22 protein-coding genes are annotated in these 25768 nt (G+C 72.9%); 12 read left to right on the top strand and 10 right to left on the bottom strand.

Annotation, left to right across the window (positions count from 1 at the left end):
* Positions 1-39 precede the first annotated feature (39 nt).
* On the top strand, positions 40-1272 hold the full coding sequence (glgC, locus tag ACMCNN_RS12760; protein ID WP_412746405.1) for a glucose-1-phosphate adenylyltransferase: 1233 nt from the start codon (positions 40-42) through the stop codon (positions 1270-1272).
* A gap of 105 nt (positions 1273-1377) precedes the next feature.
* Here glgC and ACMCNN_RS12755 read toward each other — a convergent pair whose 3' ends face one another.
* The 4 genes from ACMCNN_RS12755 to ACMCNN_RS12740 form a co-directional block, all read right to left on the bottom strand.
* On the bottom strand, positions 1378-1725 hold the full coding sequence (locus tag ACMCNN_RS12755) for a phospholipase (RefSeq protein ID WP_412746404.1): 348 nt from the start codon (positions 1723-1725) through the stop codon (positions 1378-1380).
* Positions 1722-3116 (bottom strand): DUF4331 domain-containing protein, encoded by a 1395-nt coding sequence (locus ACMCNN_RS12750; protein WP_412746403.1) that lies wholly within the window; start codon positions 3114-3116, stop codon positions 1722-1724. The genes ACMCNN_RS12755 and ACMCNN_RS12750 overlap by 4 nt, the downstream gene beginning before the upstream one ends.
* Positions 3117-3161: 45 nt before the next feature.
* Positions 3162-3443: a hypothetical protein gene (locus tag ACMCNN_RS12745; protein ID WP_412746402.1), complete on the bottom strand. Its 282-nt coding sequence runs from the start codon at positions 3441-3443 to the stop codon at positions 3162-3164.
* A 160-nt stretch (positions 3444-3603) separates the two neighbouring features.
* Positions 3604-4578, bottom strand: coding sequence for a lytic polysaccharide monooxygenase (locus ACMCNN_RS12740; RefSeq protein ID WP_412746401.1), 975 nt, complete (start codon positions 4576-4578; stop codon positions 3604-3606).
* 179 nt (positions 4579-4757) lie between these two features.
* Between ACMCNN_RS12740 and ACMCNN_RS12735 the strand changes: the two genes are divergently transcribed.
* Positions 4758-5126, top strand: a complete 369-nt coding sequence (locus ACMCNN_RS12735) for an FKBP-type peptidyl-prolyl cis-trans isomerase (protein ID WP_412746400.1) — start codon at positions 4758-4760, stop codon at positions 5124-5126.
* Positions 5127-5276: 150 nt separating this feature from the next.
* Here ACMCNN_RS12735 and ACMCNN_RS12730 read toward each other — a convergent pair whose 3' ends face one another.
* Both ACMCNN_RS12730 and ACMCNN_RS12725 read right to left on the bottom strand, forming a co-directional pair.
* Positions 5277-6125 carry a hypothetical protein gene (locus ACMCNN_RS12730; RefSeq protein ID WP_412746399.1) on the bottom strand — a complete coding sequence of 283 codons (849 nt, stop codon included), beginning with the start codon at positions 6123-6125 and terminating at the stop codon, positions 5277-5279.
* 174 nt (positions 6126-6299) lie between these two features.
* A complete protein-coding gene (locus ACMCNN_RS12725; RefSeq protein ID WP_412746398.1) occupies positions 6300-6506 on the bottom strand; it encodes an RNA-binding S4 domain-containing protein in 207 nt (68 codons plus the stop codon).
* Between the two features lie 79 nt (positions 6507-6585).
* Here ACMCNN_RS12725 and ACMCNN_RS12720 point away from each other — a divergent pair, with 79 nt between their 5' ends.
* A complete protein-coding gene (locus ACMCNN_RS12720; protein ID WP_412746397.1) occupies positions 6586-7599 on the top strand; it encodes a DUF1775 domain-containing protein in 1014 nt (337 codons plus the stop codon).
* Positions 7600-7771: 172 nt separating this feature from the next.
* On the opposite strand, the gene ACMCNN_RS12715 is transcribed toward ACMCNN_RS12720, so the two are convergent.
* Positions 7772-8713, bottom strand: a complete 942-nt coding sequence (locus tag ACMCNN_RS12715) for an exopolyphosphatase (RefSeq protein ID WP_412746396.1) — start codon at positions 8711-8713, stop codon at positions 7772-7774.
* A gap of 159 nt (positions 8714-8872) precedes the next feature.
* Between ACMCNN_RS12715 and zwf the strand changes: the two genes are divergently transcribed.
* Complete coding sequence (gene zwf / locus ACMCNN_RS12710; RefSeq protein WP_412746395.1) at positions 8873-10366, top strand: glucose-6-phosphate dehydrogenase; 1494 nt, start codon at positions 8873-8875, stop codon at positions 10364-10366.
* Positions 10367-10472: 106 nt separating this feature from the next.
* Complete coding sequence (locus tag ACMCNN_RS12705; RefSeq protein WP_412746394.1) at positions 10473-10805, top strand: STAS domain-containing protein; 333 nt, start codon at positions 10473-10475, stop codon at positions 10803-10805.
* Positions 10806-10849: 44 nt separating this feature from the next.
* Here ACMCNN_RS12705 and ACMCNN_RS12700 read toward each other — a convergent pair whose 3' ends face one another.
* The 3 genes from ACMCNN_RS12700 to ACMCNN_RS12690 all read right to left on the bottom strand — a co-directional run bounded on the left by ACMCNN_RS12700 (position 10850) and on the right by ACMCNN_RS12690 (position 16091).
* Positions 10850-12793, bottom strand: coding sequence for a pre-peptidase C-terminal domain-containing protein (locus ACMCNN_RS12700; RefSeq protein WP_412746393.1), 1944 nt, complete (start codon positions 12791-12793; stop codon positions 10850-10852).
* A 177-nt stretch (positions 12794-12970) separates the two neighbouring features.
* Positions 12971-14920, bottom strand: a complete 1950-nt coding sequence (locus ACMCNN_RS12695; RefSeq protein WP_412746392.1) for a PPC domain-containing protein — start codon at positions 14918-14920, stop codon at positions 12971-12973.
* Positions 14921-15047: 127 nt separating this feature from the next.
* On the bottom strand, positions 15048-16091 hold the full coding sequence (locus tag ACMCNN_RS12690) for an ROK family protein (protein ID WP_412746391.1): 1044 nt from the start codon (positions 16089-16091) through the stop codon (positions 15048-15050).
* Between the two features lie 72 nt (positions 16092-16163).
* On the opposite strand from ACMCNN_RS12690, the gene ACMCNN_RS12685 reads away from it, so the two are divergent.
* The 7 genes from ACMCNN_RS12685 to ACMCNN_RS12655 all read left to right on the top strand — a co-directional run bounded on the left by ACMCNN_RS12685 (position 16164) and on the right by ACMCNN_RS12655 (position 25759).
* Positions 16164-17594 (top strand): DUF2252 domain-containing protein, encoded by a 1431-nt coding sequence (locus tag ACMCNN_RS12685; protein ID WP_412746390.1) that lies wholly within the window; start codon positions 16164-16166, stop codon positions 17592-17594.
* Complete coding sequence (locus ACMCNN_RS12680) at positions 17591-17758, top strand: hypothetical protein (RefSeq protein WP_412746389.1); 168 nt, start codon at positions 17591-17593, stop codon at positions 17756-17758. Before ACMCNN_RS12685 ends, ACMCNN_RS12680 begins: the two co-directional genes overlap by 4 nt.
* The gene (locus tag ACMCNN_RS12675; RefSeq protein ID WP_412746388.1) at positions 17755-18171 is read left to right on the top strand and encodes a TIGR03618 family F420-dependent PPOX class oxidoreductase; all 417 of its coding nucleotides are present in this window, start codon (positions 17755-17757) and stop codon (positions 18169-18171) included. The genes ACMCNN_RS12680 and ACMCNN_RS12675 overlap by 4 nt, the downstream gene beginning before the upstream one ends.
* 81 nt (positions 18172-18252) lie before the next feature.
* Positions 18253-19638 carry an acyltransferase family protein gene (locus tag ACMCNN_RS12670; RefSeq protein ID WP_412746387.1) on the top strand — a complete coding sequence of 462 codons (1386 nt, stop codon included), beginning with the start codon at positions 18253-18255 and terminating at the stop codon, positions 19636-19638.
* Positions 19639-19763: 125 nt separating this feature from the next.
* Complete coding sequence (locus ACMCNN_RS12665) at positions 19764-20624, top strand: pirin family protein (RefSeq protein WP_412747149.1); 861 nt, start codon at positions 19764-19766, stop codon at positions 20622-20624.
* 533 nt (positions 20625-21157) lie between these two features.
* Positions 21158-25288: a hypothetical protein gene (locus ACMCNN_RS12660; protein WP_412746386.1), complete on the top strand. Its 4131-nt coding sequence runs from the start codon at positions 21158-21160 to the stop codon at positions 25286-25288.
* 201 nt (positions 25289-25489) lie between these two features.
* On the top strand, positions 25490-25759 hold the full coding sequence (locus ACMCNN_RS12655; protein WP_412746385.1) for a hypothetical protein: 270 nt from the start codon (positions 25490-25492) through the stop codon (positions 25757-25759).
* Positions 25760-25768 lie beyond the last annotated feature (9 nt).

Raw genomic sequence — 25768 nt, 5'->3', positions numbered from 1 at the left:
TGGCTGGTGTTCGGGCACGGGGAAAGTTAGCGTCGCTGCATGGGTGTCAAGGTCCTCGCGATCGTGCTGGCTGGCGGCGAAGGTAAACGGCTGATGCCGCTGACCGCGGACCGGGCCAAGCCCGGGGTTCCGTTCGGCGGGATCTACCGCATGATCGACTTTGTGCTGTCCAACCTGGCGAACGCCGGCTATCTCAAGATCGTCGTGTTGACCCAGTACAAGTCGCACTCCCTGGACCGGCACATCTCCAAGACCTGGCGGATGTCGACGCTACTGGGCAACTACGTCACCCCGGTGCCCGCGCAGCAGCGCCTCGGGCCGCGCTGGTTCGCCGGCTCCGCCGACGCGATCTACCAGTCCCTCAACCTGATCAACGACGAGAACCCCGACTACGTGATCGTCTTCGGCGCGGACCACATCTACCGGATGGATCCGAAGCAGATGGTCAAGGCGCACATCGCCTCGGGCGCCGCGGTCACCGTGGCCGGCATCCGCCAGCCCAAGTCGCTGTCCGACCAGTTCGGCGTCATCGACGTGGCCGAGGACGGCCGGCGCATCCGCGCGTTCCGGGAGAAGCCGCGCGAGGTCGAGGGGCTGCCGGACTCCCCCGACGAGATCTACGCGTCGATGGGCAACTACGTGTTCACCACCCGCGCGCTGTGCGAGGCGGTGACCGCCGACGCCGGCGACCCCGACAGCAAGCACGACATGGGCGGCAACATCATCCCGATGCTGGTGGAACGCGGCGAGGCGAACGTCTACGACTTCCGCGACAACGACGTGCCGGGCAGCACCGACCGTGACCGCGGCTACTGGCGCGACGTGGGGACCCTGGACTCGTTCTACGACGCCCACATGGACCTGATCGCCACGCTGCCGGTGTTCAACCTCTACAACATGGACTGGCCGATCTTCACGAACTACGGCTCCTGGCCGCCCGCGAAATTCGTCCACTCGCACGACGACCGGCAGGGTCGCGCGGTCCAATCGATGATCTCCCCCGGCGTGGTCATCTCCGGGGCGTACGTGGAACGCTCGGTCGTCTCACCCAGCGTCCGGGTCAACTCGTGGGCCCACGTGGAGGGCTCCGTGCTCATGGACGGCGTCTCGGTCGGGCGGCGCGCGGTGATCCGCAACGCGATCATCGACAAGAACGTCATCGTCCCCGAGGGCGCCCAGATCGGCGTGGATCTGGAACGGGACCGCAAGCTGTACACCGTCTCCGACGGCGGCGTGGTCGTGGTCGGCAAGAACCAGCACGTGGAGCTGTAGCCGGCCGGGCGCCACCCGCGCAGTCCTCGCAGGTGGATGTCAACGGGCGGCGCCCAGCCGGAACAGCAGTCCGGCCGGGCCCGTGCGGGCCCGGCCGGTCGCCTGTCACGCGGCGGCGGCGCCCTCTTGCGGCCACTCGTACTCGGTGACCGAGCCGCCCATCACGTCCGCCTCGGCCAGCGGGGTCACCGGGTCACGCCAGATCACGTACCGCCCGGCGTGCAGACTGTCGATGACGACGCTGAACCGGACGCCGTCGTGCACGTACCGGGCGCGGACCGCCGCGTGGGTACGCACCTCCGGCGCGTCGACCGGGCTGACCTCGATCTCGTGGCCGTGCAGGCTGCCGGGGGTGTGGATGATGAGCGCCCCGATGTCCGCCCCGATGTTGAGCACCACGGTGCCCTGCCCGGATGGGGCGAGGGTGTGGTGGTGGTGCGCGCCGGCGCTCACTTGGGGTGGTTGAAACCGTCGAAGGGAATGGGCAGGTACGGGAAGCGCTTGAGCAGCTTGGCGCTCACGTCCTTGATGCTCAGTCCCTGCTCCACCAGAGCCGCCGCGTCGTCCGGCTTGAACTTCTCGTCGACCAGCGGGACGGTGACGCCCGCGATGGCCCGCAGCGAGATGGACACCACGTCGTCGGCGATGCGCCGGCCGTTCGGGAAGCCCGCCAGGTCGCCGCCGAGCAGGCCGAACCCGTTCTCGTCCTTGGTCGGCGGGATGGCGGTGTTGAGCCGCAGCATGTCCGCCTGCACCGCGCCGGTGGTGTTCTGGAAGTTGTCGATCAGCCCGTCCGGGATGCCGGTGAGCAGGATCGCGACCAGGTCGGCGCGGGGGTGTCCGGTCTCGTTCAGCTTCTGCAGGTTGTCGAAGAGCCCCGGGTACAGCACCGGCAGCAGCCCGGCCAGTTCCGGCTTCTCCACGAACTTGGCGAACCGCTTGTCCTCGGTGGGCGGCAGGCTGTTCCACTTGTCCTTCTCGGCCATCGGCACGATGACCTCGTTGAACAGCGGGTTGCCCAGCCGGGACACCTGCACCTGCGGGCCGACCTCGACGTCCTCGCCGGCCTTCTTGCCGTCGCGGATCTGCACCTGGCGGCGGCTGGCGGAGGTCCACACGCCGATGACCGCGCCCGGGTCGCGCCCGCGGACCTTCTTGCTCCCGTCGCGGCGCACCATGTGCATCGGCACCTGGACGGCGATGCTGTGCACGTTCGTCTCGTCGGTGGCGTTGACCGCCTTGCCCGCGTAGTTGAACAGCTTCTTGCCGACCAGGTGCTTGTCCTGGAACGGCCGCAGCGTGCCCAGGTCGAAGATGGCGCCGAGGTCGACGAAGAACGCGTCCGCGCGCTGCCCGGCGAACACCTTCTCGCCGCCCTTGAGGCGGTGCACCGCGTCGTCGGCGAGCTTGCCGTAGTCCGCAATGGACAGCGGGCCCACGTTGCACGGCGGGCACGGCAGCTTCTTGGCGAGCACCTCGTGCTTGCCGTGGGCGTCCACCTTGGTCACCGAGTAGAACTGACGGCGGTTCCAGTTCTCACTGTCCAGCGACTCGATCGGACCGGTGTTGTACAGGAAGGTGTTGTTGTTGCGCAGCTCGGTGCGGAACCGGAACTGGTACGTCAGATCGGGCCGGCCGTCGCCGTTGGAGTCGACGTGGATCTCGTACAGCACGTCGTCGCCGAACTCGAAGAAGTTCGGGCCGCTGGCCGGGAGCTGCAGCGGCACGTAGTTCGCGATGATGGTAACGGTGTCCGGGTTGTCCGGGCTCACGAACGCGTACAGGTCGGAGCTGTCCGCTACCGGGTCCTTGCTGATCTCCGGCGCTTCACGGTGCGAAGACATGCGTCGTCCTTCGGGGAATGGGGGTTGAGGGGCGAGGGGCGGCGATCAGCCGCGCTTGGCGGCCTTGAGCAGCTGCGCACAGAGCTTCCGGTCGGTGATGGTCACCTTGGAGCCGCCGGAGAAGAGGTCGAACGTGCCCTTCGAGGCGTCGCGCAGCGAGAGCACCAGCGGCTCGCCGTCGTTCTTCGCGGAGGAGTTCTCACCCGCCAGGCTCAGCCCGGCGACACTCGCGGCGGTAGCGCCGACCCCGACCGTGGCGGCGATGGTAAGGACCTTGCGACGCGACAGGCGGGAAACCGCCCGGCTGCCGTACTGGACACGACTCATGCTCGGCCTTTCGGAAAGCTCCCGGTGCGGTGGTGCCACCCCGGGAGCGAGGTCTGTGGTGCCCGGACAAACGTCGTCGACGCCCATCAGTACGGAGCAGAACCCGGAAGTGGTTCAACGCTTTTTCGCACGACCCGCGCCGCGCGGGCGCGGAGGTGGTTCAGCGCCGTCCGCGCTGGCGCCGCAGCCGCCGGACACCGATCGTCGCCGTGACGGCCACCCCGACGATCAGCGCGGCGGTGAGCAGCCCACGGCCGAGCGTGGTCTTTTCCCCGTCCGCGACGGGCAGCAGCTGCACCTCCTGCCCCGCGACGGGCCCGGCCGCGGGGCTGCCCTCCACGGGGGTGGCGGCGGCGCCCGGCTCCGGCGACCGCGATGCCAGGGGCCGCGCCGAGCCGGCGGACTTCGCCTTCGACGACGCGGACGGCCGGGGCGCCGCGGCTGCCCCACCGCCCGCGGCGCTCAGCACCAGATCCGAGCAGGAGTAATAGGTGTCCGGGGTGCTGGTGGTCTGCCAGATCGTGAACAGCACGTGCCGTCCGGCACGGTCGGCGGGCAGCCGGCCCTTCATCTGGTACGCCCCGTCGCGCACCGGCGGGTTGTCCGCGGTGAGGATCGGCTGCGGACCCAGGTCGGACCAGCGCAGCGGACGGCTCGGGTCGTAACCGGGCTTGGTGAGGTAGACCCGGAACAGCCCCTCGTGCGGGATCGTGGTGCGGTACTTGATGGTCAGGGAGCTGCCCGCGGTCATTCTGGTGGCGGGCCAGTCCGTACGGGCGATGTCCAGGCCCTGATATTCGGGCAGTCCTCCGCTGCACAGATGGCCGTCCGGGATGAACTGGCGGTCCTTGCCGTTGACGCCCGGCACGCGCAGGTTGTCGAAGCCGCCGAACGCCCGGCCGTTGGCCTCCCGCGCCGCCCTGCACGCCGCCGAACCGGTGTCGGTCCCGCCGTCCGCGCACGCGGCGGTGCGGCTCAGCGGCAGCACCGGGGCGCCGTGGGCCAGCGCGGGCAGGGCGGGCAGCAGTCCCGCCGCGACGGCGAGACCGCTCGCGGTGGCGACGGCGGCGATCCGGCGGGAGGTCACGGGCCATCCACCCGCCCGGTGCTGCGCGGTGGCGGTGCGGTGCGTCATGCGGCTCTCCTCGGACGCGGCGGCTCGGCGGCCGCCTCCTTCAGGTACGGAGGCCGCAGGAGGCCCCACGGCGAAGATACGAAGATGGGCCGTGAGTCGTTCACTACCGTGGGTCGATGCCAGCTCGGGCGGCGCCGGTGTGGTTGCATGTGAGCGGTAACGCGACACAAGGAGAGCACATGGACAAGCCCGACGTCGGTCCCATCGAGGGTGAACCGCCCGCCAGCCTGCAGGTCGAGGACCTGACGGTCGGCGCGGGCCCCGAGGCCACGCCCGGCCAGGTCGTCAGCGTGCACTACGTGGGCGTGTCCTTCTCGTCGGGCAAGGAGTTCGACGCGTCGTACAACCGCGGGGAGCCGTTCGAGTTCAATCTGGGCGGTGGCCAGGTCATCGCCGGCTGGGATCAGGGCGTGGCCGGGATGAAGGTGGGGGGCCGCCGCAAGCTGACGATCCCCCCGCACCTGGGGTACGGCGCCCGCGGCGCCGGTGGCGTCATCAAGCCGAACGAGACGCTCATCTTCGTGGTGGATCTGCTCGGCGTGCGCTGAGCGCGGGACGGCAGGCCGGACGGGCCGGAGTGGGCACCGCCCGCTCCGGCCCGCGCGTGTTCTCGGCCGTGGCCGCGTCCGCTGCGTTCTCGGCCGTGCCCGCGTCCGGCGGGGGGCACCCGGCCGGGTCGACCGGTTCCCCGATCGGGGTCACTGGGGTGCCCGGAACGCGTTGCAACTCGTCTCGTCCGGCAGCAGCGGCCGGAACGAGACCCGCCACTGCTGTCCGTCGGAGACCCACGGCGTGTTCGCGTTCGCCTTCGCCGCGGCGGCCAGGACGGTCTGCGCCTCCGCTCCGGTGACGGTCAGGCAGCCCTGCTTCGACTGGGGGACCAGGTACTCGCCGGGCAGGGCGGGTCCGGGCCACGCCTGCGGGCCGGGCTGCTTGGGCAGATCGTTGCCGGGCTTGACCCACGGGGTGGCCAGCACCGCGACCTGCTGCGCCACGTACGGCTGCGACTTCGCCGTGCCGGTGGACAGGTCGTTCAGTTCCTGGACGAAGCCGGCCACCTTGCCGCGGGCGGCGTTCTGCGCCGGGGTCAGCGTGGGGTCCTGCGACTGCGCCTCGCTGAGCGCGTACGCGTCCAGGGCGTACTTCTTGTCGTCGGCCCGCACGGTGATCCGGGTGGTCGTGGCGTCGGACACGGTGGGGCGGCCCAGATCGGTGCCGGAGCGCACCCCGGCGTCCTGCGCCCTGCGGGTCAGTTCCCTCACCTGCTCGGGGGTCAGCTGCACGACCACCAGGTTGGGCAGGGCCGGGCCGGGATAGATGGCGATCTGCGGGCCCGGGGTGATGACCCGGCCGTCGGCGTACACGCTGATGTCGGGGATGCGGCCCACCCGCAGGTTGGTCCCGACGAAGCCGCCGTAGTGCTCGACCCGCAGGACGAGTGAGTCACCGGCCGGGGGGTTGCCGGACGGGCCGCCGGAGGCGGCGGCGTCCCCCGCCGCCGCGCCCCCGGTGGTACGGGCGCAGGCGCTGAGCAGAAGCAGGGTCACGGCAGCGGCCATCCATGTGCCGCGGAGTCTGGTCATGCCGGGTACGACGGCGGACGCCGCGCCACGGTTCCGCACGGCGGAGAACGATCTGGATCTTTTTTGGGGCGGGTGACCCCCGTCACATCCGGGCGCCTGCGGAGCCGCCGCGAAGGCACAGCCGTCATCCCGAACGCCTCAGGCCACCCGCGCCGAGCGGCCCTGGACCCGGACCACGTCACCGCGGTGCAGCTGGCGGCCCCGCCGGGTGTCCACCTCGCCGTTGACAGTGACGTCACCGGAGGCGATCAGGATCTTCCCCTCACCGCCGGTGTCGACGAGGTCCGCCAGCTTGAGAAACTGCCCCAGCCTGATCATGTCTGCGTCGATCGCCACGTCGTGCATGGCGACCATCTTGCCGGACCGGCGAAAAAGTTCCGTCCGCCGGTTGAACCATTCGGGCGCCGGATGCGAACTACCCGATGTGAGCCGACTCCTCGACACGCGCCGGGCGGGTGTCCTCGTGGCCGCCGCCACGGCGGGCGTGCTGTGCACGGCCGGCCCCGCGGCGGCCGACGTGACGGTGAGCCCGGGCAGCGTCCCGCAGGGCAGTGGCCAGAACCTGACGTTCCACGTCACCAACCCGGGCGGCAAACAGATCACGACGGTACGGCTGCTGCTGCCGCAGGACACGCCGGTCGCCGAGGTGTACCCGCTGTCGGTGGACAACTGGGCGCCGCGGATCGATCCCCGCCACCTGGACACCCCGCTGGAGACGATCCACGGCGGCACCCCGGTCACCGAGACCGCGGCGGCGATCACCTGGATCGCGATGGGCGGCAAGTCGATCGCGCCGGGCAAGTCGGCCGACCTGGCGGTGGCCCTGGGCCCCCTGCCCACGCTGAGTTCGATGCGGTTCACCGTGCAGGCCACGTACGCCGACGGGACTCCGGCCCCGGCCATGGCGGCGGCTCTCACGCTGACCCCCGCCGCGCCGGGACAGGCGCCCGCGGCGCACTCCGGACACGGCGGGACCGCCGCGGGCCCCGCGGCCCGGGATCCGTCCGCTGACGACGCCGCGATCGCCGCGGCGCTGAACCAGGCGGACGAGGGGCCCAGCTTCTGGACGATCGCGGGCTGGGTGGTCGCGGCGCTGGCGGCGGCGGGCGCCGTGCTGGCGGTGCGGCGCTCCCGGCGGCAGGGAACCAGCACGGACACCGATGTGTCTGCGGCCGGGAAGGTCACCGGCTCAGGAGCCTCGGATCGTGCTGCGGCCGACTCTCCGGCCGACGCCTCTGTCACCGACGGTCCGGCACCCGAGGCGGGCAAAGCCGGCGCGAGCAAAGCCGACGCGAGCAAAGCCGACGCAGAGAAGGCCAGCGCAGCGAAGGGCGGCGCAGCGAAGGGCGCGGGTAAGGGCGGCGCGGCGAGCGAACCGGTCGGCGCCGGGAGCAGCCGGGCGCGAATCACCGGCTGGAGCTACCGCGACGGCCCGTGACGAGACTCCCCGCGCAGGTGGGCGCGGGTTGTCGTGATGATGCGCGTGGGGCGCGGAACACGACGAGCGGGTGGGGCCTCAGGGCACGGCCCACGACTCGCGGCGCGCGGGGCGGGAAGGACATCCTTCCCGCCCCGCCGGGCTTTCTGCGGGCCGGCCGCCCGCCGGGCTCTCAGACGCTGACCGTACGCGGCGTACGCAGCGCCTGGATGATCTCGCGCTGCACCCGCGGGGCGTCCGCGTGCGGAACCTGGCAGGTGCCCGCGGCCTGGTGGCCGCCGCCGCCGTACTTGAGCATCACGGCGCCGATGTCGACCGGTGACGTGCGGTCGAGGATCGACTTGCCGCAGGCGAACACCGTGTTCTGCTGCTTGAAGCCCCAGATGCAGTGCACCGACACCCGCGCCTCGGGGAACAGCGCGTAGACCATGAAGCGGTTCCCGGCGTAGATGGTCTCCTCGTTGCGCAGGTCCACGATGACGACGTCGCCGTCCATCTTGCAGACGCGCTTGAGCTGCTCCACGAACATGGCCGACGAGTCGCGGTACATGTCGACGCGCTCGGCCACGTCGGGCATCTTGAGGATCTCGGAGATGTCCATCTGGATGCAGGCGTCGATGAGCGTGGCCATCAGGTCGAAGTTGGCGACCCGGAACTCGCGGAAGCGGCCCAGCCCGGTACGGCTGTCCATGATGAAGTTCAGCAGGGTCCAGCCGTCGGGGTTGAGGATGTCCTCGATGTCGTACTGGGCCGAGTCGGCCTGGTCGACGGCCTTCATGAGGTCCTGCGGCACCTCCGGGAAGCGCTCGGCGCCCCCGTAGTACTCGAAGACCACGCGGGCGGCGGACGGGGCGTCGGCGTTGATGATGTGGTTCGGCCGCTCCCCCGTGTTACGCAGCGTCTCCGAGTGGTGGTGGTCGAAGACCAGATGCGCGCCGGGCGCGTACGGAAGGTTCGTCAGGATGTCACGCTCGGTAATCTCGACGGTGCCGTCCTGCACGTCCTTGGGATGCACGAACTTGATGTCGTCGATGTCGATGACGTCCATGAACTTGAGCAGCACGGCGCAGACCAGGCCGTCGAAGTCACTACGGGTCACGAGCCGGTACTTCACGCGAGTTCCCTCCCTGTCGCCATGCCGGTCCACCCCAGTTTGCCACTTTTGCGGGAATTCACCCATCGCATCGACCTACCGACCTGAACCGGGGAGGGCTCGCGCTGCGTAAGGTTCTGACAGACGCACCATGAAGCGGCCCGGAGGAAGAACGAGACGATGGACATCGCCCCTCAGCTCACGCAGGATCGCAACGCCCCGCCCGCCACTTTGGTGATCTTCGGCGCGTCGGGCGACCTGACCCGGCGCAAGCTGATCCCCGCGGTCGAGAGCCTGGCCCGGCACGGCCGCCTGCCCGCCGAGTTCGCGCTGGTCGGCGTCGCCCGGACCCCGATGACCGACGAGCAGTTCATCGAGCGCGCTCTGGGAGAGCGCGGTCTGCGGAACATGCCGGGCCTTTCCGGTGCAATCAGGTACGTATCGGGCGGCTATGACGACCCGGCGACGTACAAGCGGCTCGGTGAGGTGCTCGACGAGCTGGACGCCCAGCGCGGCACCGCGGGCAACCGGCTCTACTACCTCTCCACCCCCGCCGAGGCCTTCGAACCGGTCATCAACGGCCTGGCCGGGGCCGGGCTCAACCACGCCCGCCCGGGCTCCTTCGCCCGCCTGGTGATCGAGAAGCCGTACGGGCGGAACCTGGCCACCGCGGGCGAGCTGGACGGGATCGTGCACGCCGCGTTCGAGGAGCCGCAGGTCTTCCGGATCGACCACTACCTCGGCAAGGACACCGTCCAGAACGTGCTGGCGCTGCGCTTCGCCAACGCGATCTTCCAGCCGATCTGGAACCGCACCTGGGTCGACCACGTGCAGATCACCGTCGCCGAGACGCTGGGCGTGGGCACCCGCGGCGGCTTCTACGAGCACGCGGGCGCCATGCGCGACATCGTGCAGAACCACGTGCTGCAGGTGCTGGCGCTGGCTCTCATGGAGCCGCCCGCCTCGTTCGAGGCCGAGGGGCTGCGCAACGAGAAGGTGAAGCTGCTGCAGGCGATCCGGCTGCCCACCGACCGCGACATCGCCGACACCGCGGTCCGCGGCCAGTACACGCGGGGCGGCACCCGCGAGGAGCTGATGGCCGGCTACCGCGACGAGCCCGGCGTGGACCCACTGTCGCGCACCGAGACGTACGCGGCCATGCGGCTGGACGTGGACAACTGGCGCTGGGCCGGGGTGCCGTTCTACGTGCGTACCGGCAAGCGGCTGCCCGCCCGGGTCACCGAGGTTGCCCTGGAGTTCCAGCGCCCGCCGCACCTGCCGATCCCGCAGGACCAGCTCACCGGGCTGGAGGCCGACGCGCTCATCCTGCGGATCCAGCCCAACGAGGGCATCTCGCTGCGCTTCGGCGCGAAGGTGCCCGGCCACTCGTTCCGGGTGCGCACGGCCAGCATGGACTTCTCGTACGACGCCACGTTCCGGGAGGAGTCGCCCGAGGCGTACGAGCGGCTGCTGCTGGACGCGCTGCTCGGCGACCCCACGCTGTTCATCCGCACCGACGAGGTGGAGCAGTGCTGGCGGATCGTCGACCCGATCATCGAGCACTGGGCGAACGATCAGTCGCCGATTCCGACGTACGAGGCCGCCTCGTGGGGGCCGACGGACGCGGACCGGCTGATCGGCCGCAGCGGCCGCCGGTGGCGCAACGCGGTCTGACACGGATTCGGCCAGTCGGGGCGATACCGCCTAGGGTGGAGGGATCCACCCGGCGGCGGCCCCGGTCGGCCATGCCCGTCGCTCGACACCGAAAGCGACCCCCGGAATGCAGGTCTCCGTCGCGCACCATCCGCCCAACACGGCCGTTCTCGTGCTGCGCGGCTCCCTCGACATCGACACGGCACCGTCGCTGAAGGCCAACCTGACCCGGCTCGTGGAACGGCCCCGGCCCCGGGTCGTCGTCGACCTGGGTGGCCTGGACTTCTGTGACTCCATGGGTGTCGGCGTGCTGGTCACCGCCCATCGCACGGCGGTGGAACGGGGCGGCTGGGTCCGGCTGGCCGCGCCGTCGAGGTTCCTGTGCCGGCTGCTCGACACGCTGGGGCTCACGGAGCACCTGTCGCTGCACGCGGACGTGGCGACCGCGCTCAAGGACTGACCCGTGGCCGGGGACCGGCATGCCCGCCCCCGGCCACGGCCGGCTCAGCTGGTCACGCCGAAGTCGACCCGGCCCAGGGTGTCCTCGGTGCCCTCGAAACCCTCGACCGGGCTGAACCGGTCGTCGCCGAAGTCCACGTCCCGGTCGTCGGCCGTTCCGCCGACCCCGTCCGGGCCCACTCCGTACAGGACGTTGAAGTTGGCGCCGCCGGCGTCCTGCAGGTTGGCCGACGCGTCGGAGTTGTCGGTGTGCCAGTTGCCGAAGAAGTGCCCGGCCTCGTGCGAGATCACATTGCCCAGGGCATGCCCCACGAACGCGACCCGGTTGCTGGCCGGAGTCAGGTACGTGTTCAGCGACGCGTCGTCGCCCGCCGCATCGCTGAGCACGTCCAGCAGCACCAGAGCCGTTTCCTCGGTCTCGAAGTTGCCCGGGTCGATGCTCTGCGAGATACCGATGGTCGGCACCCCCGACTCGGCGATCGTGCCACCCACGACGATGCGGCTCACGTTGCGCTGGCCCCACGGGTCGGCGCCGTTCCTGCTGTTGACCACCTTGAGCTTGAACCGCCGGTTCAGGCCCCGGGCGGTCAGGTCCTTGCGCAGGTTCTCGGTCACGGTGGCGGTGACGGCGTCGATCAGCCGGCCCTCGTCGGCGCGGGTGAGGCCCCACTTGGCGAGGAACGCCGCCAGCGGGCTGAGGTCCACGTTGCCGATCCCGCCGAACACGCCGGTGTTCACCCGCGCACCGTCGAAGTCCAGGAACAGGGTCTGGGTCGGGCGCAGGCGTTCCAGAACGGGCCGGTATCCCTCGACGGTGATCGCGTACCCGCCGGAGCCGCCGGTGACGCCGACGTAATGCCAGCCCGCCCTCGTGGCGACGTAGTCGGTGACCTGGTTGCCGCCGCCGGGCAGCGGCGAGGCCATCGGGTAGATGAACGACGCGTTCTGCGGCGAGCCGTGCACCTCACGCGGGGTGGTGTCGAAGATGGTCAGGTACGTGTTCGCACCCTTCGCGGAGGCGCCCAGCACGTCACCGGCCCGGAGCTTGACCGCGAAGAAATCCGAGTCGTCCTCGCCAGCGGTGATGTCCACCGTGTACGGGCCCTCGCTGCCGCCGCCCTCGCCGCTGGCCGGGTCGAACGGGTCCGCCGGCAGGCCGTTGTAGCCCGCCACCATCGCGTAGAACGTGCCGGCCGCGGGCACCTTGTAGTCGAGCCGGCTGTCGAGGCTGCCGCCGAAGTCGTCGTTGGCGGCCAGCACGTGCCCGGCCGGGTCGAACAGCACCACGACCGTGTCCAGGTCACCGGTCGGGGTCGCGGTGGCCACCGTGATCACCTTGCCGGGTGTCGAGGTGAGGCGGTAGAAGTCGAAGTCGTTCGTGCCCGTACCCGCGGAGCCGTGCGGGCCGTCGCCGATGCTGGCGCTGGTCTCGATGCCCTTGCGGCCGGCGGCGCCGATGCCGGTGTTGCCCGCCAGCGGGATTGCGCCGTCGTCCTCCGGGTTGGCGGCGACGCTGTCCGGGACGACCTGCTCGGGATTCAGGCTGCCCAGGATGCGGATCCGCGGTTTCTGCTTCGGGGCGGTGCCGAACTTGGTGATCCGCTGCGCGGCCGCCGGGGAATCGTTGGCCCCGCGGGTGCCGTCCGGCTCGTCCTCGTCGACCACCACGGTGGTGGGCGGGCGCACCGCACCCGGCGCCTTCAGCCGCGCCACCGCCTGCGCCGGGGAACGGCGCTGCAGGTAGTGGTTCCAACCGCTGTAGTCGACCCGGGAAGCGTCCGGCACCATCGCCAGGTACGGGTTCGGACCGGCCGGCTTCGCGCCGAGGGCGGCCTTGGGCGCCACCGGGATCCCGGCGGCCAGCGAGGCGCGGTCCGCCGCGCTCAACCCCGGGTCGGGCGGCGCGGCGCCGCTGGGCGACGCGGCGCCCGGGATGACGATGGATAGTCCGAGCAGGATAGCCCCGACGGTGGCGATGCTTCGTCGCATCAGGAGTCCCCCTTTGAGCGTCCGGGGCCCCCGCCCCGGACAGCGCTCCTGACGCTACGCAAGCAACCAAGCAAGATCCACGATGTCGGTGACGCGTAAGGCGTACTGCCCGCGCACGCGGGCCGGGGACGCCGCGCGTCGCGGGCGTCCCCGGCCACCGGGATCAGAGCGTACGAATCAGCTGGTCACACCGAACACGATGCGGCCGAGCGTGTCCTCGGTCCCGACGAAGCCCTCCGCCGGGCTGAACCGGTCGTCGCCGAAGTCGACGTCGGGGTCGTCGGCGGTGCCGCCCACCCCGTCCGGGCCGACCCCGAACAGCACGTCGAAGTTGGCGCCGCCGGCGTCCTGCACGTTGGCCACCGCGTCGGAGTTGTCCGTGTGCCAGTTGCCGAAGAAGTGCCCGCCCTCGTGGGAGATCACGTTGCCCAGCGCGTGGCTGACGAACGCGATCCGGTCACTGCCGGCCTTCAGGTACGTGTTCAGCGACGCCGGGTCACCGGCCGGGTTGCTGAGCACGTCCAGCAGCACCAGCGCGGTCTCCTCGGTCTCGAAGTTGCCCGGGTCGATGCTCTGCGCGATACCGATGGTCGGCACCCCGGACTCGGCGATCGTGCCGCCCACGACGATGCGGCTCACGTTCGCCTTGCCCCACGGGTCCGGGTCGTCCTTGCTGTTGAGCACCTTGAGCTTGAAGCGGCTGTTCAGGCCACTGGCGACCATGTCCTGCTTGAGGTTCTCGGTCACGCTCGCGGTCACCGCATCGATGAGCCGGTCCTCGTCGGCGCGCGGGATGCCCCACTTGCCGAGGAACGCCGAGAACGGGGTCAGGTCCACATTGCCCGTCCCGCCGAAGGTCGCGGTGTTCACCCGCGCGCCGTCGAAGTCGAGGTACAGCGTCTGGGTCGGCTTGGCACCCTGCAGCGGGGGCCGGTAGCCCTCGACCGTGATGTCGTAGCTGCCGGAGCCGCCGGAGACGCCGACGTAGTGCCAGCCCGCCTTCGTGGCGACGTAGTCGGTGACCTGCTTGCCGCCGCCGGGCAGCGGCGAGGCCATCGGATAGATGAACGACGCGTCCTGCTGCGAGCCGTGCACCTCGCGCGGGGTGGTGTCGTACACGGTCAGGTAAGTGTTCGCGCCCTTGGAAGCGGCCCCGAGCACGTCACCGGCCTTGAGCTTGACCGCGAAGAAGTCGGTGTCGTCGGCCGCCGAGGTGATGGTCACCGTGTACGGGCCCTCGCTGGCCCCGCCGTCACCGCTGGCCGGGTCGAACGGGTCGGCCGGGAGACCGCTGTACGCCGCCACCATCGCGTAGAAGGTGCCCTCGGCCGGCACCTTGTAGGTCAGCTCGCTGTCGAGGCTGCCGCCGAAGTCGTCGTTGGCGGCCAGCACGTTGCCGGCCGGGTCGTAGAGGACGACGACAGTGTCCAGCGCCCCGGTCGGCGTCGCGGTCTTCACCGTGATCACCTTGCCGGCGGGCGCGGTGAGCTTGTAGAAGTCGAAGTCGTTCGTGCCCGTACCCGCGGAGCCGTGCGGGCCGTCGCCGATCTGCGCGTCGGTGACGATCCCGTCGCGACCGGCGCCGATGCCGGTGTCACCCGCCAGCGGGATCGCGCCGTCGTCCTCCGGGTTGGCCGCGACGGTGCTCGGGCTGACGAACTCGGGGTCGAGGCTGCCCAGGATGCGGATCCGCGAGTCCTGGCCGGAGCCCGTGCCGAAGTTGCGGATCAGCTGCGCCGACGCCGGGTCGTCATTGGAGCCGCGGTTGCCGGAGGGCTCGTCCTCGTCGACGACCACGGCGGACGCGGCCGGGCGCGCCGCGGGCGACGCCGCGGCCAGTGCCTTCAGCCGGGCGGCAGCCTTGCCGGACGCCTGCTTCTGCAGGTAGTGGTCCCAGCCGCTGTAGTCCACCTTGGCCGCGTCGGGCACCATCGCCAGATACGGGTTCGCCCCGGCGGGCTTGCTGCCGAGCGGGGCCTTGGGCGCCACCGGCAGCCCGGCGGCCAGGGCGGCGCGGTCGGCCGGGCTGAGGCCGGAATCGGGTGGAGCGGCGGCGCTCGGCGCGGCCGGGGTGAGCCCGGCCAGCACCAGCACGGCGGCTCCGACGGTTGCGATGCTGCGTCGCATCAGGAGTCCCCCTTCGAACGTCCGGGAGCCGACGCCCCGGACGGCACGGCCGACGCTACTGAAGAGGGCGTGCGAGATCCATAGATGTCGATGAGGCTTCACACCTGCTACGACGAGCGCACCGGGCCTACGCCGACTGCACCGTCTCCAGCGCCGCCACGGCGGCACCCCGCGCGCCCGCCATGTCGAGGTCCGGTACGAGCGCGAACGTCGCCGCGGCCGCCTGCTCGCGGCGCAGTTGGGTGTGCTCGCGCACCAGATCGAGGAACCAGGCGCGGAACGACGGCGCGGCCTCCACCACGCCACCGCCGAGGAAGTACGCCGACGGGTCGGTGAAATTCGCCGCGATCGTGAACAGTTTGCCGATCGCGCGCGCCTGCTGGCCGAAGACCGCGAGCGCCAGCGGGTCGTCCTTTTCGCCGTAGCCGCGCAGCAGCTTGGCGGCCCGCGCGATCGGCTCACCCGCCAGCGGGTGGTCCGGGAAGCGGGTCAGCCAGTACGGCAACAGGTTGTTGGTGATACCGGTCAGCGACGCGATGCTCTCCACGTCACCGGCGAAGCCGCAGTTGCACTGCGGGATCGGCTGGCCCTCCTCCAGCACGCCGTGCAGCGGGATCTGGACGTGTCCCAGCTCCCCCGCCATGCCCGCCGCGCCGCGGATCACCCGTCCGTTCTCCACGACCCCGCCGCCCAGGCCGGTGCCGACGATCGCCGCGACCGACGACTGCTGCATCGCGGTGGGACCGAAGTGCCGGTGGTGGGCGTACAGGGCGGCCGCGTTCGCGTCGTTGTTGTAGATCACCGGCAGGCCGATGCGCTTCTCCAGGGCGCCCCGGATGTCGAAGCCGCGCCAGGCCTCCTGCGAGAAGTTCGTCGAGCCCTTCGACGAGATCACCCCGCCCGCGCTGGCCGGGCCCGGCGTGTCCAGGCCCACCGCGCGCACCAGGGTCAGCGGCGTGCTCGTCATCTCCAGGACCGACGTGAACGCCTCGGCCAGCGCCTCGACCGCCAGCTCGGGACCCTCCTGCACGCGGCTCGGGCTCTCCGTCATGTGTTCGACGAGGAACTGGCCCGTCGCGTCGAGCACCGTCGCGTTGTTGCAGGTGCCGCCGTTGTCCAGGCCCACCACGACCCACGACGCGGGGGTGCGCACCGACTCGTTGAGATCCACGCGCTGAGCGTACGTCGGTGCGACGCCGGGCGGTAACCGGTGGCCGGTGTTCGCCGCCGTAAGCTCAGGTGGATGCATGTCGACCGGGTACCCGACTCCGCCGCCGGCCACCTCGTCCTGGGCACCCGGCGCGAGCAGGGTTTCGCGTCCCTGCGACTGGACGCGCGCCCCCGCGCCGAGCGCTACGGACTCGGCCGGTCCCTGCGCGAGCGCTCGCCGCGCGGCGGGCTCGGCCACTGGGCGCCCGGGCCCGACCGGGTGGATCCGGTGCACCAGCTCATGGCGGCACACACCGGGCGGGTGCCCGAGCTGATCCCGGTCCGGGTGGGGCGGATGATCGCCTCCCCGTACGCGTTCCTGCGCGGCTCGGCGAACATCATGGCCGACGACTTCGCGACCCTGCCGCACACCGGTATCACGCCGGTCATCTGCGGCGACGCCCACCTCGGCAACTTCGGTTTCTACGCCTCGCCGGAGCGGGAGCTCGTGTTCGACCTCAACGACTTCGACGAGGCGCACCCCGGCGCCTGGGAGTGGGACCTGCGCCGGCTGGCCACCAGCGTGCACGTCGCCGGGCGCCAGAACGGCTTCGCGGAGGCGGCCTGCGGCGACGCCGTGCTGCACTGCATCGCCGAGTACCGCGAGCAGATCGGCCACCTGGCGGAGCAGCCGCTGCTGGCCCGCTGTTTCGACAGGCTGGACGTCGACCGGCTGCGAGCCGCGGCCAGCAAGGCCAGCTTCCGGGACGAGATCGAACGGGCGGCCCGGCGGGCCCGGCGGCGCACCAGCGACCGGGCGCTGCCGCGCTTCACCGAGCAGCGCGACGGCACCCGGCGCATCGTCGAGGAGCCACCGCTGATCACCCGCCCCAGCCCGGCGGACCAGGACCGGCTGGCCGCCGCGCTGGACGGCTACCTGAACACGCTGCCACCGCACTGGGCGCGGATTCTCGGCGGGTACCGGATCGTCGACATCGCGCACAAGGTCGTCGGGGTCGGTTCGGTGGGGCTGCGCGCGTACGTCGCGCTGTGCGAGGGCAGCAGCCCCGACGACGTGATCTTCCTGCAGCTCAAGCAGGCCCGGCGCTCCGTGGTGGCCCGGCACCAGCACGGCGATGCCGCCTGGCACCGGCATCAGGGCCAGCGGGTGGTGGAGTACCAGCAGGCCCTGCAGACGGTCAGCGACCCGCTGCTGGGCTGGGCCACGATCGACGATCAGCAGTACTACGTGCGGCAGTTCCGGGACATGAAGGGGGCGATCACGGTCGAGGGCATCGACGCGCCCGCGCTGGCCGACTACGCCGGGGTCTGCGGCTACCTGCTGGCCCGCAGCCACGCGCGGACCAGCGGCGCGTCCATGATCGCCGGGTACATCGGCGGGAGCGACAAGATGGACCAGATGCTGTGCCGGTTCTCCCGCGCCTACGCCGACCAGGTAGAGAGCGACCACGCCCGGCTCGTCGACGCGGTCCGCCGCGGCATCCTCCCCGCGGTGCCCTCATGAGCGAGTGCACCGAGCGCAGCGAGGGCCGCGAGCGAGTGCCCGGCCGGCACAGCATGAGCGAGTGCACCGAGCGCAGCGAGGGCCGCGAGCGAGTGCCCGGCCGGCACAGCATGAGCGAGTGCAGCGAGGGCCGCGAGCCCATGCGACCGGTGGGCGCGGCGTGAGTGGGCGGTTGGATCTCGGTGGGGCCGGGTTGCGGGCGTTCTGGGTCGAGCGGCACCTGTGCACGCTCACCACGCTGCGGCCCGACGGTTCCCCGCACGTGGTCGCGGTCGGCGCCACGCTGGACGCCGACGCCGGTCTGGCCCGGGTGATCAGCTCACGGACGTCGGCGAAGGTGCGCCACGTCGCGGCGGCCGGCCCGGGCGGGGCGCGGGTCGCGATCTGCCAGGTCAACGGGGCACGGTGGAGCACCCTGGAGGGCGTCGCGGTGGTCCGTGCCGAGCCCGCCGCGGTCGCCGAGGCGGAACGCCGGTACGCGGCCCGCTACCGCCAGCCCCGGCCGAACCCGCTGCGGGTGGTGGTCGAGGTACGGATCACCCGGGTGCTCGGCTCGAACCGGCTCCTCGACACCTGAGCGCGACCCGGCACAGTACTCGGGCGGATCTGCGTACGCGCACTCATCCGCGCGGGCCGTGCGGGCGGCAGGCTCGCCGTCATGAACGTCGCCCTCGGTTCCCGCACCCCCCGCGTCCCGGGCCCCCGCGCCGCCGACCTGGCCGCGCTCACCCCGGCGAGCCGTGACCGGTACGTCGATCTGCTCCGGGTCGTCTCACTGGCCGCGGTGGTATTCGGGCACTGGCTGATGGCCGTGCCGGTCGTGGGGCCGGGCGGGTCGGTGGAGGTCGGCAACGTGCTCTCCGCCGTGCCCGCCCTGCGGCCGCTGACCTGGCTGCTGCAGGTCATGCCGGTGTTCTTCCTGGTCGGCGGGTTCGCCCACGGCACGGGCTGGGCGTCGGTGCGCCGCCGCGGCGGCCGGTACGCCGACTTCACCCGGGCCCGCGCGAGCAGGCTCCTGCGGCCGACGGCCGTGTTCCTGGCGGTGTGGCTGGCGCTGGCCACCGCGGCGGGGCTGGCCGGGCGGGACGCGGGACTGGTCCGGCTGGCGCTGCGTACCGTGACGCAGCCGCTGTGGTTCCTCGGCGTCTACCTGGCGCTGGTGGCGCTGACTCCGCCGCTGTGGGCGCTGCACCGCCGGCTCGGCCGGTGGGCGCCCGCGGTGCCCGTCGCGCTGCTGGCGGCCACCGCCGTGGTCGACGTGCTGCGCTTCACCGGCGGCCACACCGGCCTGGCCACCCTGAACCTCCTGCTGGTCTGGGCCGGCGTCCATCAGCTCGGTTTCCTGTATGCCGACGGCACCCTGCAGCGCGGCGGGCTCCGGCTGGGCGGATGGCTGGCCGGTGGGGGTCTGCTGGCGCTGGTGGCGCTGACGGGCGTCGGGCCGTACCCGGTGTCCATGGTGGGTGTGCCCGGCGAGTCGGTGTCCAACATGTCGCCGCCCACGCTGGCGCTGGCCGCCCACGCGGTCTGGCTGACCGGGCTGGTCCTGCTGCTGCGCGGGCCCGCGACCCGCTGGCTGGCCCGGGTCCGGGTGTGGCGGGCGGTGGTGGCCGCCAACGGCCTGGCGATGACCGCCTTCCTGTGGCATCTCGGCGCCGCGTTCGCCGTCGTCGGGGTCGTCGCGGCCCGCGGCTGGGACCTCGGCGCGCCGGGTGGCCCGCTGTGGTGGCTGACCCGGCCGCTGTGGCTGGGTGCCGCGGCGCTGTTCACGGCCGTGCTGGTGAGCGTCTTCCGGCGCTTCGACGCGCCGCGGCCGCCCGCAGCGCCGGGCGGTGGGCACCCGCTGCGGTCGGCGCTGGGGATGGTCCTGTGCACCCTCGGTGTGCTGGCGGTTTCCACGGTGGGCTTCGGCGGGCTGCTGGCGGGCCGGACCGCCACCCTGCTGGTGCTGCCGGTGACCGCCCCGGCCGCCCTGGCCCTGCTGGCCGCGGGGGCAATGCTGCTGCGCCCGGCGCCGGGTGCGCAGCCGACGGTCACGCGGTGACCGCACGGAACCGTGGCGCGGTGAGCGCACCGCGATACCGTGGCGCGGTGAGCGCTCGCGACGCGGAACCCGGTGCGGTCGAGCTGCTGGCGGGGGTGCCGGTGGCGCTGGGTGGCCCGCGGGCCATGGCGGTCACCCGCACCCTGCCCCACCGGGACCGGCGGATGGTGGGCGCGTGGTGCTTCATCGACGCGTACGGGCCGGACGACCTTTCCGCGGGGGCGCCGGGCATGCGGGTCGCACCGCACCCGCACATCGGGCTGCAGACGGTCAGCTGGTTGGTGGCCGGGGAGATCCTGCACCGCGACAGCCTCGGCGACGTGCAGGAGATCCGGCCCGGCCAGCTCAACCTCATGACCGCGGGGCGGGGCATCGCCCACTCGGAGCAGACCCCGGCGCGGCACTCCGGCGTGCTGCACGGCGTACAGCTGTGGGTGGCCCTGCCGGACCGCGACCGGGCGACGGCGCCGGCCTTCGCGCACCACGCCGACCTGCCGGTGGTCGCCGACGGCGGCCTGCGGGCGGTCGTGCTGATGGGTGACCTGGCCGGGGCCGCCTCCCCTGCCGCGTGCCACACCCCGCTGGTCGGCGCGGAGCTGACGCTGGCCGCCGGGTCGGTGGGGCGGCTGCCGCTGCGCCCGGATTTCGAGTACGCGGTGCTGTCGCTCGACGGCGTCGCGACCGTGGCGGGTGCCGCCCTGAAGCCGGGCCCGCTGCTGTATCTGGGCACCGGCCGGACCGAGGTCGCGCTGACCGCGGGAGACGGCGCGGCGCGGCTGCTGCTGCTGGGCGGCGAGCCGTTCGACGAGTCGCTCGTGATGTGGTGGAACTTCGTCGCCCGCGATCACGAGGAGATCGTCGAGGCGCGACAGCGGTGGGCGGACGGCGGCTTCGGTGCGGTGCACGGGTACGACGGCGAACCGCTGCCCGCCCCGCCGATGCCGATCACCCGGCTCGTGCCCCGCGCCCGGATCCGCCACCCGTAACCCTGCGCACATCGCCTGCAATCACGTACGGTGATCGGCGAGTCGGGGAATCACGACGCCATTCCGCCTCCGCAGCGGATGGCGCTTTAAATGTTTCTTAATTTCGGTACGTCCTTTGCCCACCCCGCAATCACCGAATGACGAGAGACGCATTCACATACCGGTACCACATCAACGGATGGTCAATTGGCACCGACCGGGTGTACGCGCTGGCCGGTCGGGTGAACCGGACCGCACGCCCGTGCGTACAGTCCGTTGACGGGACACCTCCGGCGTACCACCGCGCCGGGACGCCCCGCATGCCACCGACGTCCGCGGGGTGGGTGAAGCGCTTCCAGGGGCCCTGGCGCACGCCGTAAACCCATGGTTAACCTTCCATCTCGACCGCGTGGGACGGTGGTATCGGGCGCGCGGACAGGGACGCGGCGAGGACTGGGGGCACGAATGCGGCACCGGAGCGGACGGCGCCTTCCCGGCGACCGCCTGCCCGCCGCCGGCCGCCGGTGCGACGGGCACCGCCCCGAGGGGGCCCGATGAGCTTCGAGGACGACGAGTACTGGGAAGCCGAATACTCGGATCAGGCCGTCGGATACGCCGACAACACCGCGATCGCCCACGACCGCTATGCGTACGTGGACCGGCCCGTTCCGTCGCGCAACGGCTCCGGCGGAGGGGGCTCATGGGACGACGACGCCGACGACGACCCGGAGGGGTACGACGAACTCGCGGTCCGTCGGCAACGTCGCCAGCGCAGTAACGCACAGTCAGCGAGTCGCGAGCAACGGATCCGCGCCGCGTTCGACGCCGACCGTCCCAGCTGGCTCGACGACCCGGCGTTCGCGGGCCGGGGCGGGCGCGGCGGCCCGCGTACCGGTGAGGTGGACCGCGATCCGGACCGCCGGTCCCCGGCCCCGGCCCCGGACGACTGGGACGAGCAGGGCGATGACTGGGACACGGCGCAGGACGAGTGGGAGGCGCCCGCCGCCGACTGGGACGAGCCGCGTGACCGGCGCCGCGCCACCACGGCGGAGGTCGGCGATTGGGACCCCCGGGACGACGGCCCGATCCGGCGGCCGGGTGGCCGGCGTACCGGCGGCGGACCGTCCGGCTACGAGGGCCCACCGGCGGACCGGCCCGCATCCGGCCGCGCGCGGGTCCCCGAGCAGCCGGTGAGTGACCCGCCGCTGGACCTCTACCTGCCCCCGAAGCGCCGGAACGGCTCCGGTGACGGGGCGGACGGCGAGGGGCGGCCCGACGTACGGTCCGGCGACCCGCGGTCCGGCGACGGCTTCGGCCGCGCGACCGTCCGGCCCGGCGATCGGCCCGACGACGGCGACGACAGCGGGTGGGCGGACGAGGCACCGCGGCGCGGCGGCCGGGCCCGGCGCGGCGACGAGGCGGCCTGGGCGGACGAGCCGGGCCGCCGTGTGGTCCCCGGCCGCGACGACACCCGCCGGGGCGACCGGCCGGGGCCGAACCAGCGGCCCGCGGACTGGGCCGACGACAGCCAGGGGCCGGTCGGCTGGGCGGGGAACGACGGGCGGGCGGTGGACCGTACCGACAGCGACCGGCGCACCGGAGGGCGATCGGGCCGGACCGACCGCCGCGAGCCCGGCTGGACCGATCAGCCGCGCCGGGCGACGGGCTGGGCCGGACAGCCCGGCCCGGAAAGCGGCTGGGCCGAGCGGGCCGACGGCGAGACCTGGGCCGAGCAGGCCGACGGGGCGACCTGGGCCGAGCAGGCCGACGGGGCGACCTGGGCCGAGCAGGCCGACGGGGCGACGTGGGCCGGGCAGGGCGATCGGGAGTCCCGCTGGGAGCAGCAGGACGAGCGCGAGGTCCGCTGGGAGGAGCAGGACGCACGCGGGACCGGCTGGGCGGATCGCGCCGAGCGCGACCGGCGCGAGGGCGGCCAGTCACGTCGCGACCGGCCGGGCGGCCAGGCCTGGCCGGAGGACGACGTGCCCGCCGCGCGGCGCGACCCCCGCGGCTACGGTGACCGTTCCCGGCGCGGGCCCGCCGACGACGACCGGCGCGGCGGCCCACGCACCGGCGATCGCCGCGATGACGTGCTCCACGGCGAGCTGCTGCCACCCGACCCGCGCCGTCATCGGCCGCAGCCGGGCGAGCCGGCGGCCGGGCCCGGGACCAGTCCGGAACAGTACGACGCCCCGCATCCGGGACAGGGCGGGCCGGGATGGACGGGCGGACCGTTCCCCGGTCCCGGCTTCCCGGGCTGGACCGGCCCCGGCTTCCCCGGCCCGTGGGGTCCCGGATTCGCCGGACCAGGCTGGGACGGACCGCCGTGGGAGCGGCCGGGGTACGGCGCGCCGGGCTGGACCCCACCGGGCCGCCCCCCGGAGTTCGCGCAGCGCGACGCGACTCCGCTGGCCGACCGTCCCGCCGCCGTGGAACCGGACGACGACGAGCGCTGGTCGCCGGCCCCGACCGCCCGGGGCAGCTCCGCGGTAGCAGACCCGCGCCGCGATACACCCGATGACGCCGAGCGGTGGGACGACGACCGGGAGCCGTACTCGGGCCACTGGGGCACCGAGCCCGCCACCCGCCCCGGCCATGCCGCCGACCCCGACCGGTACGACCGGCCGTTCGCCCCCGCCGCGCGGGACTACGACGAGCCCGGGTACGACCGGCCTGCCGACCCGGCCGTACGCGAGTACGACCGGCCTCTCGACCCCGCCGCGCGGATGCGCCCGGAACGCGGTGACGGGGACGGGGGCCGTGACGAGCGTCGAGCCGAGCCCCAGTCGGCCGACACCGGCCCGCGGGTGCTCAGCAAGGCGAGCCCGCCGACCGCGCCACGGATCATCAGCAAGGCCACGCCACCACCCGCGCCCAGGGTGATCAAGAAGGCCGAACCGCCGGCGACGCCGCGGGTCGTCGGCACCCCGTCGCAGGTGGGGCCGGCACGGGTGATCCCACCGGCACCGCCGGCGGTTCCGCCCGGCGTGAGCCCGGCCGCGATCACGAACCCGTCGGGCACCGTTCCCGCTGCGGCGCCCACCTCGCCGGTGCCGGCACCCGCCGAGACCGGCATACCGGTCTCACCGGCACCGGCCGGTACGCCCTCGGCACAGTCCCCCGCGACGTCGCCGGATCCGCGGCCCGCGTCCGGCGTACCGGGTGGCGCGCCCGTGCCCCGAGTCCGGCCGCCCGTCCCGCCGCCGGGCGCCTCTCCGGCGGGTGACCATTCCGTGCCCGGCGCAGCCCGGTCGGCGGCGCCGCCGTCGGGCACCTCGCCGCGCGCGGTCCCCCCGCCTGTCGTGCCCGCAGCCGCCCCCGCACCGCCGGCGGTTCCCCCGCGGGCCGCTCCCCCGCCCGCCGCTGCACAGGCCGCTGCACCGCAGGCAGCCCCGCAGGCCGCACCGTCGCACGCTGCGCCGGGGTCTGTGGTGCCAGCGGCGGCGGCACCGCCACCGGCGGTGCCGGGGACATCACCATCCGGGGCGTCCCCGAGCGGAGTCGACCGCCGCGGCGCCGCACCGCCGGATCCCACCGCGCCCGCAGCCGGGCCGGTCAAGGCGGCACAGACCCACCCGGCTCCGGTTCCCCCGGCTCCGGCCACGACTCCGCCGCCCGCCGGCGGCCGGCCGTCCGTGCAGACCGCCGCGGGCGACGTGCCCCTGAAGCCGGTCGCCCGGCTCGCGACCTCGGGCCCGGACACCACGCCCCGCCGATACGCCGACGCGGGCCTGTCCGGGGGCTGGTTCACCTCGCACGCCGACGCGCAGCCCGCCGCCCCGGACGCCACCGCCGCACCGGTCGCGGCCGGCGGCGTCGCGGCGCCCAGCCCCGACCGTGCCGCGGACACCCCGGGGATGACGGTCGACCTCGACATCACGGACATGCTGACGAACCTGGCGACCGGCCAGCAGCCGGTCGTGGTGCCGCACCCGACCCTGCCCGCGGACGAGGAGCCGGCCGACGGCGCCGGGGACACCACGGCGGAACGCCCCGAGCCCTCGGTCATGGCCCGCCCGGCGCCGGATGAGCCCAAGGCCCCGGCGCGCCCGCTCAAGCCACTGTCCGCCGAGGACCTCGCGGCGATCCGCTGGCGGTTGGACGGCGGCACGTTGCGCGAGGTCGTCGACGACCGGGACGCCCTGCGCGAGCTGGGGGCGCGCCTGGACGAGCCGCTGGCGGGCGAGGCGGACCACGCGACCCGCGCGGGGCTGCTCTCCGTACGGGCGGAGGTCTACCGCCTGCTCGACGAGCTGGGCATGGCCGCCGCGGCCAGCCGGCTCGCCCTGAGCCACGCCGAGTCGTCCGGCGACGTGCAGGCGATCGTCATCGCGCAGGCGGAGCTGGCGCACGTGCTGCGGCTGCGTGGCGACCACGCCGAGGCGGACCGCCTGTTCGAGGTGGCGGCCAGCTCTGAGGCGCCGCCGGTGCTGCGCAGCGTGGTGCACGAGAACGCCGGCCGCAGCTGCTTCGACCAGGGGCGGCACATGGAGGCGCTGGATCATTTCGCGCGGGCGATCCGGCTCGGCGATCCCGAGGACCTCGATCTGGTGGAACGCATCGACGTCTCGCTGGAGGCGGTCTACATCCACGTACTCCGCGACGGGTGGGGGCCGTACCCGAGACTGCGCCGGGAGATCCTCGGTGCAGCGGCCGACCGACCGGCACCCGCCACGACCGGATAGCAGCTCCCCGAAGGCAGCGTTGACCGCCAATGGTTTGATCGTTGCGGACGAGCAGCGTGCGTCGGCAGCGCCGACACAGACCCGGAGGAGACGACGATCTTCTTCTTCGAAGGCGAGCGGGCCGGGCTGGCGAAGCGCCGATCCCCGCTGGCGGGCTTCCGGGCAGTGCTGGCGGGCGGGGCCCTGATCACGATGCTGACGGTGGCGCTCCAGCCGGCCACCGACGTACGCGACTGCCCGAACCATGGCGGCAGCGGCAATGCCAGCGCCTTCCCCGACGAGACCTGGGACCTGGTGTACCCGGTGCTCCTGCTCGGCTGGCTGCTGGCGGTCGTGGTGGAGCAGCTGCTCCCCGTCACCTGGAACGGGCGTAAGGCAGGCTTGATCCTCGCCCGCGCTCTCCTCGCCGTCACGATCACCGTGACCGCCTCCTGCGGCGCGGGCGTCAAGCTGCTGCTGCTCTGCCACTAATCGGTCCCG

The organism is Krasilnikovia sp. MM14-A1004 (genome assembly GCF_047159485.1).
In the GTDB taxonomy this organism is placed as follows: domain Bacteria; phylum Actinomycetota; class Actinomycetes; order Mycobacteriales; family Micromonosporaceae; genus Actinoplanes.
The sequence above is the reverse complement of the archived record's forward strand: the minus strand, read 5'-3'. Positions and strand labels throughout refer to the sequence as shown.

Excerpts from the sequence above, each read along its gene's own strand:
- glgC (WP_412746405.1), top strand. The coding sequence starts at position 40 with ATGGGTGTCAAGGTCCTCGCGATCGTGCTGGCTGGCGGCGAAGGTAAA.
- ACMCNN_RS12750 (WP_412746403.1), bottom strand. The coding sequence starts at position 3,116 with ATGTCTTCGCACCGTGAAGCGCCGGAGATCAGCAAGGACCCGGTAGCG.
- ACMCNN_RS12745 (WP_412746402.1), bottom strand. The coding sequence starts at position 3,443 with ATGAGTCGTGTCCAGTACGGCAGCCGGGCGGTTTCCCGCCTGTCGCGT.
- ACMCNN_RS12740 (WP_412746401.1), bottom strand. The coding sequence starts at position 4,578 with ATGACGCACCGCACCGCCACCGCGCAGCACCGGGCGGGTGGATGGCCC.
- ACMCNN_RS12735 (WP_412746400.1), top strand. The coding sequence starts at position 4,758 with ATGGACAAGCCCGACGTCGGTCCCATCGAGGGTGAACCGCCCGCCAGC.
- ACMCNN_RS12725 (WP_412746398.1), bottom strand. The coding sequence starts at position 6,506 with ATGCACGACGTGGCGATCGACGCAGACATGATCAGGCTGGGGCAGTTT.
- zwf (WP_412746395.1), top strand. The coding sequence starts at position 8,873 with ATGGACATCGCCCCTCAGCTCACGCAGGATCGCAACGCCCCGCCCGCC.
- ACMCNN_RS12705 (WP_412746394.1), top strand. The coding sequence starts at position 10,473 with ATGCAGGTCTCCGTCGCGCACCATCCGCCCAACACGGCCGTTCTCGTG.
- ACMCNN_RS12700 (WP_412746393.1), bottom strand. The coding sequence starts at position 12,793 with ATGCGACGAAGCATCGCCACCGTCGGGGCTATCCTGCTCGGACTATCC.
- ACMCNN_RS12695 (WP_412746392.1), bottom strand. The coding sequence starts at position 14,920 with ATGCGACGCAGCATCGCAACCGTCGGAGCCGCCGTGCTGGTGCTGGCC.
- ACMCNN_RS12685 (WP_412746390.1), top strand. The coding sequence starts at position 16,164 with ATGCATGTCGACCGGGTACCCGACTCCGCCGCCGGCCACCTCGTCCTG.
- ACMCNN_RS12680 (WP_412746389.1), top strand. The coding sequence starts at position 17,591 with ATGAGCGAGTGCACCGAGCGCAGCGAGGGCCGCGAGCGAGTGCCCGGC.
- ACMCNN_RS12670 (WP_412746387.1), top strand. The coding sequence starts at position 18,253 with ATGAACGTCGCCCTCGGTTCCCGCACCCCCCGCGTCCCGGGCCCCCGC.
- ACMCNN_RS12665 (WP_412747149.1), top strand. The coding sequence starts at position 19,764 with ATGGCGGTCACCCGCACCCTGCCCCACCGGGACCGGCGGATGGTGGGC.
- ACMCNN_RS12660 (WP_412746386.1), top strand. The coding sequence starts at position 21,158 with ATGAGCTTCGAGGACGACGAGTACTGGGAAGCCGAATACTCGGATCAG.